Origin of the sequence: Pseudoduganella sp. R-32, assembly GCF_049913245.1 — a bacterium.
Lineage (GTDB): Bacteria > Pseudomonadota > Gammaproteobacteria > Burkholderiales > Burkholderiaceae_D > Rugamonas.
Genome location: NZ_CP183987.1, coordinates 290,168 through 302,484, shown reverse-complemented (window position 1 = coordinate 302,484; position 12,317 = coordinate 290,168). Strand labels below are relative to the sequence as shown.

General features: G+C 62.7%; 14 protein-coding genes and 1 tRNA gene. 5 read left to right on the top strand and 10 right to left on the bottom strand.

Going from position 1 to position 12,317, the window contains the following annotated elements; genetic code table 11:
• The first annotated feature begins 133 nt into the window (after positions 1–133).
• Both ACN9MU_RS01360 and ACN9MU_RS01355 read left to right on the top strand, forming a co-directional pair.
• Entirely contained in the window at positions 134–550 is a 417-nt protein-coding gene (locus tag ACN9MU_RS01360; RefSeq protein WP_426320018.1) for a PaaI family thioesterase, read from the top strand.
• A 77-nt stretch (positions 551–627) separates the two neighbouring features.
• Positions 628–1,107 carry a hypothetical protein gene (locus tag ACN9MU_RS01355; protein ID WP_426344010.1) on the top strand — a complete coding sequence of 160 codons (480 nt, stop codon included), beginning with the start codon at positions 628–630 and terminating at the stop codon, positions 1,105–1,107.
• Between the two features lie 178 nt (positions 1,108–1,285).
• On the opposite strand, the gene ACN9MU_RS01350 is transcribed toward ACN9MU_RS01355, so the two are convergent.
• Genes ACN9MU_RS01350 through ACN9MU_RS01330 form a run of 5 tightly spaced genes read right to left on the bottom strand, consistent with a single transcriptional unit; the run spans position 1,286 to position 4,758 of the window.
• The gene (locus ACN9MU_RS01350; RefSeq protein WP_426340528.1) at positions 1,286–1,798 is read right to left on the bottom strand and encodes a TlpA disulfide reductase family protein; all 513 of its coding nucleotides are present in this window, start codon (positions 1,796–1,798) and stop codon (positions 1,286–1,288) included.
• Positions 1,799–1,807: 9 nt separating this feature from the next.
• Positions 1,808–2,437, bottom strand: coding sequence for a BON domain-containing protein (locus tag ACN9MU_RS01345; protein WP_426344009.1), 630 nt, complete (start codon positions 2,435–2,437; stop codon positions 1,808–1,810).
• Positions 2,430–3,026 carry a phosphoheptose isomerase gene (locus ACN9MU_RS01340; protein ID WP_426166765.1) on the bottom strand — a complete coding sequence of 199 codons (597 nt, stop codon included), beginning with the start codon at positions 3,024–3,026 and terminating at the stop codon, positions 2,430–2,432. The genes ACN9MU_RS01345 and ACN9MU_RS01340 overlap by 8 nt, the downstream gene beginning before the upstream one ends.
• A gap of 58 nt (positions 3,027–3,084) precedes the next feature.
• Entirely contained in the window at positions 3,085–3,441 is a 357-nt protein-coding gene (locus tag ACN9MU_RS01335; protein ID WP_426344008.1) for a YraN family protein, read from the bottom strand.
• A 9-nt stretch (positions 3,442–3,450) separates the two neighbouring features.
• A complete protein-coding gene (locus ACN9MU_RS01330; RefSeq protein ID WP_426166761.1) occupies positions 3,451–4,758 on the bottom strand; it encodes a penicillin-binding protein activator in 1,308 nt (435 codons plus the stop codon).
• Between the two features lie 10 nt (positions 4,759–4,768).
• On the opposite strand from ACN9MU_RS01330, the gene rsmI reads away from it, so the two are divergent.
• Entirely contained in the window at positions 4,769–5,671 is a 903-nt protein-coding gene (rsmI, locus tag ACN9MU_RS01325) for a 16S rRNA (cytidine(1402)-2'-O)-methyltransferase (RefSeq protein WP_426344007.1), read from the top strand.
• A 29-nt stretch (positions 5,672–5,700) separates the two neighbouring features.
• Here the strand turns inward: rsmI and ACN9MU_RS01320 are convergent, their stop codons facing one another.
• Positions 5,701–6,261 (bottom strand): hypothetical protein, encoded by a 561-nt coding sequence (locus tag ACN9MU_RS01320; RefSeq protein ID WP_426344006.1) that lies wholly within the window; start codon positions 6,259–6,261, stop codon positions 5,701–5,703.
• Between the two features lie 68 nt (positions 6,262–6,329).
• Between ACN9MU_RS01320 and ACN9MU_RS01315 the strand changes: the two genes are divergently transcribed.
• Positions 6,330–6,406: transfer RNA gene (locus tag ACN9MU_RS01315), tRNA-Pro, on the top strand.
• Between the two features lie 63 nt (positions 6,407–6,469).
• Positions 6,470–7,171: a CPCC family cysteine-rich protein gene (locus ACN9MU_RS01310; RefSeq protein WP_426344005.1), complete on the top strand. Its 702-nt coding sequence runs from the start codon at positions 6,470–6,472 to the stop codon at positions 7,169–7,171.
• A gap of 186 nt (positions 7,172–7,357) precedes the next feature.
• Here ACN9MU_RS01310 and ACN9MU_RS01305 read toward each other — a convergent pair whose 3' ends face one another.
• From ACN9MU_RS01305 to bioB, 4 genes are read right to left on the bottom strand one after another with little or no spacing between them, the layout of a single operon-like run.
• Entirely contained in the window at positions 7,358–8,266 is a 909-nt protein-coding gene (locus ACN9MU_RS01305; protein ID WP_426344004.1) for a hydroxymethylglutaryl-CoA lyase, read from the bottom strand.
• A gap of 1 nt (position 8,267) precedes the next feature.
• On the bottom strand, positions 8,268–9,203 hold the full coding sequence (locus ACN9MU_RS01300) for a 2-hydroxyacid dehydrogenase (RefSeq protein ID WP_426166751.1): 936 nt from the start codon (positions 9,201–9,203) through the stop codon (positions 8,268–8,270).
• Positions 9,204–9,213: 10 nt separating this feature from the next.
• The gene (locus tag ACN9MU_RS01295) at positions 9,214–11,244 is read right to left on the bottom strand and encodes an acetyl/propionyl/methylcrotonyl-CoA carboxylase subunit alpha (RefSeq protein WP_426166749.1); all 2,031 of its coding nucleotides are present in this window, start codon (positions 11,242–11,244) and stop codon (positions 9,214–9,216) included.
• Positions 11,245–11,275: 31 nt separating this feature from the next.
• A complete protein-coding gene (gene bioB / locus ACN9MU_RS01290) occupies positions 11,276–12,316 on the bottom strand; it encodes a biotin synthase BioB (RefSeq protein WP_130316548.1) in 1,041 nt (346 codons plus the stop codon).
• Between the last annotated feature and the right edge of the window lies 1 nt (position 12,317).

Below are 12,317 nucleotides of genomic sequence, written 5' to 3'. Positions count from 1 at the left end.
AATCGGTTGAATCCACCTTTTGAGCTTCTGGTCTTGCCTGCAGACCGGGCCCTTGTGGGGCAGGTCGCACATGCGTAAGCATACCCTGTTTCCGGCTGCTATGATCCTTTACCTGTAAACGGAGACAAGCCTGATGAAGTTCGACCTCGAAAAGCTCAACCAACTCACTCACAACAACCTGACCGGCCACCTTGGCGTGCGCGTCACCGGCGCCGCGGAAGGCGAATTGCAGGCGGAAATCGACATCGTCCAGCACCACCTTGCGCCGAACGGCTACCTGCATGCCGGCACGGTCGTCACCTTGGCCGACACAGCCTGCGGCTTCGGCTGCATCGCCAACCTGCCGGAAGGCGCCCAGAATTTCACCACGATCGAACTGAAGTCGAACCACCTCGGCACCGCGCGCGAAGGCACGATCGCCGTCTCCGCCCGCATGGTGCACGGCGGCCGCACCACGCAGGTGTGGGATGCAACGGTGACCAACAAGGCGACCGGCAAAGCCATCGCCCTGTTCCGCTGCACGCAGATGATCCTCTACCCCAAAGCGTGACGTGACAATTCGAGAGAATGGCCCGGCTGGCGCTGCCTAAACTGAAATCTCACGGACCAAAACCTAGGGAGGCAGTCATGGCATGGATTCCGGCCAAATACAGCGATGTCAGGGCGCAAATGAAAGCTGGCGATGTCATTGCGTTTTCCGGCAAGGGCGATTTTTCGGAAGTGATCAAATGGGCGACAAGGGCGCCCGTTTCGCACGTGGGCGTCATCCTGCAGACCAAGCTGCTGATCGACCAGGATGAACAACCCGGGATGTTCAACCAGGTGATCGAATCCACGACGCTGAATGGCTTTTCCGGCGTTTCCATCAGCCGGCTCAGCGACCGGGTAGAGACCTACGACGGCGAGATCTGGTGGCTTCCCATCGAAAAAGGGCTGTGGGACAAGATGAACAAGAAGGCCTTTTACGACTTCCTCATCCACCAGAACCACAAGCCCTACGACATGCCGCAGGCGATCAAGTCCGCCCTCGATGCCTTCGACAGCATCCCGGTTGCGGAAAAGCTCACGCATAACAAGGAAGACTTTGCGCGCTTCTTCTGCTCCTAGCTTGTCACCGGTAGCCTGGAGGCAGCTGGCGCGATTTCCTCCATCAATGCATCGGAAGTGACGCCGATCGACCTGTGCTCATTCCGCCTCTATGAGAGCGACTATTACCAGCTGAAAGGCGGGAAGAAGGAGATCCGGGCCTACAACTCGCTGGACCCCAGCGGCTGGGGGGAGTAATTCAGCCCTTCAGGGCTTTTTCGAGCAGCGCGTGGAGGGCCGGGAATTCCGGCTTGCCCACATAGCGTTTGATGATGTTGCCGTCCTTGTCGATGACGAAAGTCGTCGGCGTCATGGAGACGTCGCCATAGGCCTTGGCGGCGTCGCCGGTCACGTCCAGCGCTACTTTAAAAGGCAGCTGGCGGGTTTCGGTGAAGTTGACCACGTAGTTGGGCGCGTCGTACTTCATCGCCACGGCGACGAATTCCAGGCCCTGGCCCTTGTACTTGTTGTACGTTTCGACCATTTCGGGCATCTCGGCCACGCAGGTGGTGCACGAGGTGGCCCAGAAATTCACCATCACCACTTTGCCTTTCAGGCTCTCGGGCGTGATCTTTTCCCCTTTGATGCCGAGGAAGGTCACCGCAGGCGCGGATTGGTGCTTGTTCAGCGACTGGTATGTCGTGAAGCCGATGCCGGCAATGACGGCAAGCGCAATTGCCGGTTTAACCCATGCCCTGGAGCCCGTACTCATGATATGTCTTTAGCCTTGGGAAGCCTGCTGGGACGGCTGGTACTGCTTGACGTCTTCATCGGTGATGTACTCGAACACTTTAACGACCTTGGTCACGCCGGCCACGCCGCGCGCGATGTCGGCCGCCTGCGCGCCTTCACGCTGGGTCACGCGGCCCATCAGGAACACGGCGCCCTTCTCGGTGACGACCTTGAAGGAATTGGCCGAGATATCCTTGGCATCGGCCAGGCTCAGTTTGACCTTGGAGGTGATCAGCGCATCGTTGGAACGCGAGGTGTAGCTGGAGGAGAAGCCTACTTCCAGTTCATTGGTCACGTTCTGCACGCCGTCGATGGCGCGCACTTCGCGCTCCACCTTGGCCTTGGTCTCGTCGTCAGGCACTTCGCCGGTCAGCAGCACGCGGCGGTTAAAGCTGTTCACGTTGACGTGGGCGCTCTTGCCGGCGATATTAGGCATCTTCACCTCGGCCTTGACCACGATCGACTTGTCCTCGGTCTGCGCTCCCAGGGTGCGGCGATCCGACGCCGCCAGGGTGCCGGCAACCGCGCCGCCGACCAGGATCGGGGCGCAAGCGGACAGGGTGATGCTCGCCAGGACCGCGGCCATCACGGCCAGCGAAAGTGGACGGGCTTTATTCATTTACATCTCCTCCGAACAGTGCAACGTCGATGCCGTCGCACATGCAGTGAATGGTCAACAGGTGGATTTCCTGGATACGGGCGGTGCGATCGGCCGGTACGCAGATATGCACGTCGGCATCGGTCAGCATCTTGCCGATCGCGCCGCCGCCCTTGCCGGTCAGTGCCACTACGCGCATCTCGCGCTCCAGCGCCGCTTCGATTGCCGCCATCACGTTGGCCGAATTGCCCGATGTGGAAATCGCCAGCAGGATGTCGCCAGCCTGGCCATACGCCTGCACCTGCTTGGAGAAGATCTCGCGGTAGCTGTAGTCGTTGGCCACGGCGGTCAGGATCGAGGTGTCGGTTGCCAGCGAAATTGCCGGCAGCGGGAAGCGTTCACGCTCGAAACGGCCCACCAGTTCCGCGGCGAAGTGCTGGGCGTCAGCCGCCGAGCCGCCATTGCCGCAGGCCAGGATCTTGTTGCCGTTTGAGAGGGCAGAGAACATCAGTTCCACCGCCTGCGCGATAGGCTGCGCCAGGACGGTTGCGGACTGGATCTTGAGTTCGGCACTTTCGTGGAAGTGCGAGAGGATGCGTTGATTGGTCATAGTGTGCGTAATTATAGTGCAGTGGCTTGGCGGGCCTCACAAGCGCTGTTAAAAATGCTTACATTTGATCAATGATAGCGTTGCGCAGCCAATGAATGTGTTCGCCGTCGATGGCCACCACGTCGATGCGGCATGGTGGCATTTTGGCAAAACGCAGCAGGTAAAACTTGGCAGCGCGCAGCACGCGGCGCTGCTTGGCGGGGGAAATGCTGGCGGCGGCGCCGCCAAAACGGGGATTATTGCGCTCCCGGACCTCGACGAACACCAGGTGCTCGCCATCGCGCATGACCAGGTCCAGCTCCCCCGTCTTGCACAGGAAATTGCGCTCCACCAGCGTCAGCCCCTGCTGCTGCAGGAAAGCCAGGGCGCGCTCTTCGCCGCCCCGGCCGATTTCCTGCAGTTCGGTGCGGGGCATGCGTTTTCCTTACTGGGCGACCGGTACCGGCACGCCGTTGTGGTACTCGGCCGGCACCTCGAGCCGCTCGAACCAGGACGGCCCGTTGCCGAAATCGATGGTCAGCTGGCCGGTCACGCCATCAAGCTGGAAGCGGCGCTGCGGCTGGATGGCAATTTCGCGGGCGATGCGGAAGGCATCGATCCCCAGCGCATACACGCGCTCCATGTCGGCGCTGATGCGCGCTTCGTCGCGCGGCACCGGCTGAGGATAGGTCATCACCGCTGGATGGTCACGCTGCACCAGCCATGGCAGGTCGAGTAGCCGCACGCCGTCCAGTTCAGGACCGGCGCGGTACATGGTGCGGCCAGGATTCAGGGAAGAAGTGCCATACAAGGGGAGCTCGCCCAGCGGCGGCGCCGACAACGCGATCTTGAGCTGGCGCAGCTGGTCCGGGTCCAGCGCCGCGAACAGCACGCCGGCCGGCTCGCTTTGCAGGCGGCCGCGCAAGGCCACCAGTTCCGAGTCTTGCAGGTAGCCGTTGAGTGGAGTCAGGTCAACGTTGCGCGGGCGCAGGCCCAGGCGCTGCAATTGCGCGCTCATGGCGCCGGCAATGCGCTTCTGCCAGGATGAGTTGCCGGAAATGACCAGCGCCCTGGCGGAAGGATTTTCGCGCGCGCCCCACTCGGCCACCTGGCGTGCCTCATCCTCGATGGACAGGCCGATCGTCAGCATTTGCGGCGGAACCTGGGGATCGCCGCGCAACTCGGGGTGGTTCAGCGCGATGGTCGGCTTTTCCACCAGCGGGCCGGCAGCAATGGCGGTCACGGCGGAACGGGCCAGCGGGCCGACCACCATATCGTTCTTTTCCTGGGCCGTGACGTAAGCAGACAGCACTTCCTGCGGCGAATCGCCGGTTTCCACAACATTGACTTCAAAGCCGTGGCTGTCGCGCTCCAGCGCCGCCATGAAACCGGCGCGCAAGGCATCGGCAGCACGGCCCAGGGACTCCGAGCGCAGCGGCAGCAGCAGGGCAATGCGGTAAGCGCGCTTGCCATCGGCATTTTCTGCCGGCCGAGGGACGACCTGCATGAAGCTCGGCGGCCGCGCCGCATCTTCCGGCGACGGCACGGCGAAGGTTTCGACCACGACCTCCGGTTCAGGCGGCGGCGCCGGCGGTTTTGGCCGCGGCGCCTTGGCAACGGCAGGCGGCGCACTTGTCACCGAAGTGATTGGCGCGCACAATCCCCCGGGCGCGTCGCACGGCGTGCTACAAGCGCTGGCCAGCATGGCCGTGGCAACGCCAAGTATCAGCGTTTTGATATTTTTAGACAGCATCCTTCCCCCAATGACAGCACAAGATTCCAGCTCTCTCGCCAGTTTACCAATCCTCGGCGAGACCGCCCACCAAAATTATCCTACGGCAACTTTATACGTGGTGGCCACACCAATTGGCAACGTGACTGACATTAGCCTGCGTGCTTTACATGTGCTGTCGCTGGTCGACGCTGTTGCGTGTGAAGATACGCGCAACACGGCCCAGCTGATGAATCGCTTCGGCCTGCACAAGCCCTTGATTGCAGCTCATATGCACAACGAGCGTCAAGCGGCCGAAGGCCTGATCGGCCGCCTGCAGGCTGGCGAACGCATTGCCCTGGTGTCCGACGCCGGCACGCCCGCCGTTTCCGACCCCGGCGCCCGCATCGTGGACGCCGTGCGCGCCGCCGGCCTGCGCGTGATTCCTCTGCCGGGCGCCTCGGCCGCCGTGGCTGCGTTGTCGGCCAGCGGCCTGGTCAACGACCAATTCCATTTTGTTGGCTTTTTGCCATCGAAGGCCAAGCAGCGCGAGACCGTGCTGCAAGGGCTGGTGTCCGCGCCGGCGACGCTGGTGTTCTACGAAGCCCCGCACCGGATTGTCGAGTGTGCCCAGGCGCTGGTCGACGCCTTCGGCGCCGAGCGCCAAGTCGTCTTCGCCCGCGAAGTCACCAAGCTGTTCGAGCAGATCCACCGCTGCCCGCTGGGCGAAGCGGTCAGCTGGCTGAAAACCGACGCCAACCATGAAAAAGGGGAATTCGTGGTCCTGGTCGAAGGCGCCCCGCCAGCCGAAGAAGGCCACGACGCCGAAACCGACCGCATCCTGGCAATCCTGCTCGCCGAGTTGCCGGTTAAACAAGCAGCCGCCCTCGCCGCCCAGATCACCGGCAAAAAGAAGAACGCCCTCTACGACCGCGCGCTCGAGCTCAAGCAGTAAAAATAAATGGGGTACGTCCCCATTGATTTTTACCATTTGCAGCCGCTGTCTTTCTTATCCATCATCAGGTAGAGCGGGGCGAGCAGGCCGCCGGGGATGCCGTCCTTGCAATTGGGCCGGGCGGCGTTCTGGATTTGCCGGGCCAGCTTCTCGTCCCGGGTTTCGCGCATCTTGAGCGGGGCACTTTCCAGCTCGCCTGCGATGTCGCGCGCGGCGGCTTTCGCGGTTTCGCGGTCGAAGTGCGGCGCTGCCCCCGGCTCGGCGGGACTCAGCACCAGCGTGGATGTGCGGGCTGGCTGGATTGCCAGCTCGGATTCTTCCTTGACAGCGTTCTTGCGCGGCTCTGCACGACGCGGCTGGCGGCGCGGCTCGGCGGCTGCAACGCGCTCCGGTTTGCTCTGCGCCTCCGGCTTCGGTTCCGGTGGCTCAGGTGGCGCAACTATCCTTACTTCCACCTTCGTCAGCCAGGTGCGGGAGTCAGCCACATTGCGCGGTTCGGGCAGCCGCACAAAGATCACCGCTGCCAGGTGCAGTAGCAAAGAAATAACGATACCGGCCGCTATACGCCATCTCGGCGTTCGATAAGGCATCAAAATTCTCCAACTTTTAAATCTGGGGGTTGACGGCCCCCTGCCCAGCTTGTATTATCTTGCTTCTTCGGAGTGTAGCGCAGCCCGGTAGCGCATCTGCTTTGGGAGCAGAGGGTCCAAGGTTCGAATCCTTGTACTCCGACCAAGTTTCAGAAAAAAGACCTGCATTCGTGCAGGTCTTTTTTTTTTCTGCATTAGGATCAGAGCCATGTACACCTGCCCTTGCTGCGGATACGCCACCTTCGCCGGCGCGCCCGGCTCACTTGCAGCGTGCCCTGTCTGCGACTGGCACGACGACCTGCCGCAACTCTACTCCCCCTTCCTGGCAAGCGGCGCAAATGTGTACAGCCTGGCTGAAGCTCAAGTGCGATACGTGCAGTTCGGCGGCGCCACGACAGGCGCTGAACATGTTCGCGATCCGCACTGGTTCCCGTTGTGGCAGCAAAAGACCGATATCCCGGATGGACCGGCGCCGGAAAGCGCTACGACTTACGACTTGTACTACTGGCTGCGCACCCCGCGCGCTTCCGTGCCCGAGCAACCAGTCGGCCTGCGCCGCGTGCGCAACCGCATCATTGAATACCTGGAACTGGCCAGCTCTTTCGACGCACAACGCCAACTGCAAGCTTCCGCGCCGGCCATGTCGGCGGCGGACGAAGTCTTGAATCAATGGGAGGATTGGGTAACGCCAGACTGGAAGCAGCATTTCACTGAACCGGTCTTCTCGGCGGAGGAGCGCAACGGCATCGCGCAGTTCGCGCGCACGTGGAGTGATATCGCGGCTGGAGCGCCGCATCCCCTGCCGCGGCTTGAAGCCTTGTTCGCAACGCCCAACTGGCAAGCGCTGCAGCGCGCAGCGGCCGCACTGCGGGAAGTGTTCCTGCAACGCGGCCGTTCGGATGAAAGCTGACCTATCTTCCCGGCAATTTCGCATAAGCTGCCTCGCAAGCAGCCTCGAGTACCTTCCGGCTTTGCTTGATCTCGGCGGCAACCTTGGCATTTGCTTCCTGCGGGGACACTGCGGCATGCGCAGGTGCGATGCCGGCGCCAAAAGCCATGCAGAGACCCCAAATCTTCAAGAGCCTGGCCATGCGCCTTACCCTGCGCGCTTGGCGGCAATGGCATTGCCCGCGCGGCTGGCGGCCTTGCGGCCCAGGAAGCTGGAGATGAACTGGCCGGCGTCGACCACCTTGTCCAGGTCCACGCCGGTCTCGATGCCGAGCCCATTCATCATGTAGATCACGTCCTCGGTGGCGACGTTGCCGGTAGCGCCCTTGGCATAGGGGCAGCCGCCCAGGCCGGATACGGAGGAGTGGAAAATCTCGATCCCCAGTTCCATCGAGGCGTAGATGTTCGCCAGCGCCTGGCCGTAGGTATCGTGGAAGTGGCCGGCCAGCGATTCGGCGCGGAACTCCTTGATCGCGCGCTCCATCACCGCCAGGGTCTTGCGCGGAGTCGACACGCCGATAGTGTCGGCAATATCGATCTCGTCGCAACCCAGGTCGCGCATGCGGCCCACAACATAGGCCACGGAATCCAGCGGCACCTCGCCCTGGTATGGGCAGCCAAACGCCGTGCTGACCGAGGCGCGCAGGCGCAGGCCGGCATCCTTGGCCGCTTTGGCGACCGGTACGAAGCGTTCGATCGATTCTGCGATCGAGCAGTTGATGTTCTTCTGCGAGAATGCTTCAGACGCTGCGCCGAAAATCACGACTTCATTGGCGCCCGCCGCCAGCGCGGCTTCAAAGCCCTGCATATTCGGCGTCAGCGCGGAGTAGATCACGCCCGGCTTGCGGGTGATGCCCGCCATGACTTCTTTCGAAGTCGCCATCTGCGGCACCCACTTCGGCGACACGAAGGATGCCGCTTCGATATTCGGGAAGCCTGCTTCCGTCAGGCGGTTCACCAGCTCGATCTTCACCTCGGCCGGGACGTCGCCCTTTTCATTCTGCAGCCCGTCGCGCGGGCCCACTTCAACAATCTTGACCTTCTTTGGCAAACTCATTTCAGTATCCCTTTGTGCGATTGATGACATCGGCGACCTCTTCGCCGCGTGCGTGCTGGCGCATCTTGCCGGCCATCTGCTCCACGCTTTCGCGGCGCAACGTCAGCGCGGAAATATGCGGCGTGATCGTAATGCGCGGCTCCTGCCAGAACGGATGCTGCGCCGGCAGCGGCTCGTTGCGGAACACGTCCAGCATGGCGCCCGCGATATGGCCGGACTTGATCAGCGATAGCAGGTCCGGTTCGGAAATATGCGCACCGCGCCCAACGTTGATGAGGTAGGCGCCCTGCGGCAGCTTCATCATGTTCGCGCGGTTGAGGATGTGGGTGGTCTCTTCCGTCAGCGGCAGCATGCACACCACCACGCGCGACGAGCCGAGGAAAGCGTCCAGCCCCTCATCGCCATGGAAGGATTCAACGCCAGCCAGCGATTTTGGCGACCGGCTCCAGGCGCGCAACGGAAACTCGAATGGACGCAAAGCCTCGATCACGCGCGATCCGAGCGCGCCAACGCCCATCACGCCCACCGAAAAATCGGCCTTGTCACGCGCTTCAAGTTGCAGCCAGGCGCCGGCGCGGGCCTGTGCCTCGTATTCGTCGAGCCGGCGGAAATAACGCAGCACGGCGTGCGTGACGTACTCCGCCATCTGGATGCCCATGCCCGCGTCATTCAGGCGCACGATCGGAATGTGCGGCGGAATCGCGTGCGAGTACTTCATGATCGCGTCAGCACCTGCGCCAGTCAGGAAAATCGCCTTCACGCGCGCCAGGTCGGCCAGCATGGATTGCGGCGGCGTCCACAGCACTGCGTAGTCACAGGCTGGAAGCTCGCCGATGCCTTCGCGCCATACGACCACTTCGGCCTCCGGCATGAATTCGGCGAAATCCTTGATCCACGGCGCGGTATTGCCATCCGCGCGATAAAGCAGGATGCGCATGCGCCTCTCCTTAAGCGGCGGTCTTGAAGGCCAGCAGCGGCGCGCCGTCTGCCACCTGGTCGCCCACCGCGTACAGGACCTCTTCGACCACGCCGTCATGCGGGGCGGAGATGGTGTGCTCCATCTTCATCGCTTCCATGATGACCAGCGCATCGCCCTTTTTCACTTCCTTGCCTTTTTCAGCCAGCACGGCAACCACCTTGCCCGGCATCGGTGCGGTCAGGCGGCCGCCTTCGGCTTCGGACTCGCCGGCGTGCGCCATCGGGTCGTTATAGTCCAGCACATAGTGGCCGCCGCCGGTGAACACGTGGAATACATCGCCATCGCGGCGCACGGTGCCATGCACCGAGGTTTCGCCTAGCTTGATGCTCAGGTCCACGCCGTCCTGCCTGAACAGCGACAGGTCGACTTCCAGGCCTTTGATCTCGAAGCGCCAGCCGTGCGGCAAATAGGTCAGCATCGGCGCGTACTGCTTGCCATGTTCGTCGCTGAAAGCCAGCTTGCGGGCGTAATGGAAGTTCATGCGCCAGCCCAGCGCCTGGCCCCACGGATCGCCTTTGTTGGCGCCCGATTGCGCGGCCGACTTTTCCTTCTCTTCTTCGATCAGCGACACCGCGGCCAGCGCGACGGCAGCAACCGGAATCGAACGCGCCGGAGGGAACAGCGCATCGTGGTTGCGTTCGATCAGGCCGGTATCCAGGTCTGCGTTGGCGAAGGCGTCGCCTTCCACCAGGCGTTTCAGGAAGGCGATATTGGTCGCCAGGCCGACGATCTGGTATTGCGACAGTGCTTGCGCCATGCGGGCCAGCGCCTGCTTGCGGTCTGCGCCCCACACGATCAGCTTCGCGATCATCGGATCGTAGAAAGGCGAAATGGCATCGTTCTCGCGCACGCCGGAATCGATACGCACGGCAGCCGGATGGCCGGGCACGCCCCCCAGCTCGAAGTTGGCCGCGGCTGGCGTTTCCAGGTGGCGCAGCGTGCCGATCGACGGCAGGAAGCCTTTCTCCGGATTCTCGGCATAGATACGCGCTTCGATCGAGTGGCCGTTGATGGTCAGTTCTTCCTGCTTCTTCGGCAGGGTTTCGCCGGCGGCGACGCGGATCTGCCATTCCACCAGGTCGGTGCCGGTGATCATTTCTGTCACCGGGTGCTCAACTTGCAGGCGGGTGTTCATCTCCATGAAGTAGAAGCTGCCGTCCTGGTTGGCGATGAATTCCACCGTACCGGCGCCAACGTAACCCACGGCGCGCGCGGCGGCAACGGCAGCTTCACCCATTGCTGCGCGGCGCTCGGCGCTCATGCCCGGTGCAGGCGCTTCCTCCAGCACTTTCTGGTGGCGGCGCTGTACGGAGCAGTCACGCTCGAACAGGTAGATGCAGTTGCCGTGGGTATCGGCGAACACCTGGATTTCGATGTGGCGCGGACGCTGCAGGTATTTCTCGGCCAGCACCTTGTCGTCGCCGAAGGAGCTGATCGCTTCGCGCTTGCAGGACGCCAGCGCATCCTTGAACGCTTCCGACGATTCGACCACGCGCATGCCCTTGCCGCCGCCGCCGGCCGAAGCCTTCAGCAGCACAGGGTAGCCGATGCGGTCGGCCTGTTCCTGCAGGAAGCCTGCATCCTGATTGTCGCCGTGGTAGCCCGGCACCAGTGGCACATTGGCTTTTTCCATCAGCTGCTTGGCAGCCGACTTCGAGCCCATGGCGCGCATGGCGGAAGCCGGCGGGCCGATGAAGGCCAGGCCCATTTCGGCGCAGGCATCCGCAAACTCGGCGTTCTCGGACAGGAAACCATAGCCCGGGTGGATCGCTTCCGCACCGGTGGCCAACGCCACGGCGATCAGCTTGTCGCCGCACAGGTAGGATTCCTTGGCGGCGGCGGGGCCGATGTTCACCGCTTCGTCGCAGACGGCGACGTGCTTGGCATTGGCGTCCGCGTCCGAATACACGGCGACGGTCTTGATGCCCAGGCGGCGTGCAGTTGCAGCGACGCGGCAAGCGATCTCGCCACGGTTGGCAATCAGGATTTTTTTGAACATGTCTCTCTCTACTCTTTTTTGAATTTTTTTCTTAGCAGCCGCAGGCTTCTTTTTGTACAGAGTCCAGGACGGCGCCGCGGGTCGGCAAGCCCAGTTTTGCCAGCAATGCGCGGTCGTCGTTGGCTTCCGGATTGTCGGTGGTCAGCAGCTTGTCGCCGTAGAAGATCGAGTTGGCGCCGGCCATGAAGCACATGGCCTGCACGGCTTCGCCCAGCTCGCGGCGGCCGGCGGACAGGCGCACGCGCGCTTTCGGCATTGTGATGCGGGCGACGGCGATGGTGCGTACGAATTCCAGCGGGTCCAGCTTGTCCAGGCCGTGCAGCGGAGTGCCTTCCACCTGCACCAGGTGGTTGACCGGTACCGATTCAGGGTATGGATTCAGGTTGGCCAGTTGGGCGATCAGGCCGGCGCGCTGTTCGCGCGTTTCGCCCATGCCCACGATGCCGCCGCAGCAAACCTTCAGGCCGGCGTTGCGCACGTGGCCCAGGGTGTCCAGGCGGTCCTGGTACTGGCGGGTGGAGATCACGTTGTCGTAGAAGTCCGGCGAAGTGTCCAGGTTGTGGTTGTAGTAGTCCAGGCCGGCGTCCTTCAGGCGCTGCGCCTGCTCGGCTTCCAGCATGCCCAGGGTGGCGCAGGTTTCCAGGCCCATCGCCTTGACTTCGCGCACCATGGTTTCGACCTTTTCCATGTCGCGCTCTTTCGGGCTGCGCCATGCGGCGCCCATGCAGAAACGGGTCGCGCCGTTGTCCTTTGCCTGCTTGGCGGCATCCAGCACGGTGTCCAGGTCCAGGATCTTTTTGGCTTCGACGCCGGTGTCGTAGCGTGCGGCCTGCGGGCAGTAGCCGCAATCCTCTTCGCAGCCGCCGGTCTTGATCGAGAGCAGGGTCGCCAGTTCGACGTCGCCGTCCGGCCAGTGGGCGCGGTGGGCTTCCTGTGCGCGGAACATCAACTCGTTGAATGGCAGCTCGTACAGGGCCATCACGTCTTCCAGGGGCCAGGTAGCGGCTTCCGGCAGCTTGATGGCGGCGGTTGGACGGTGCAGTTGGACGGCTTTAGGTTCTTGCAGGGACATG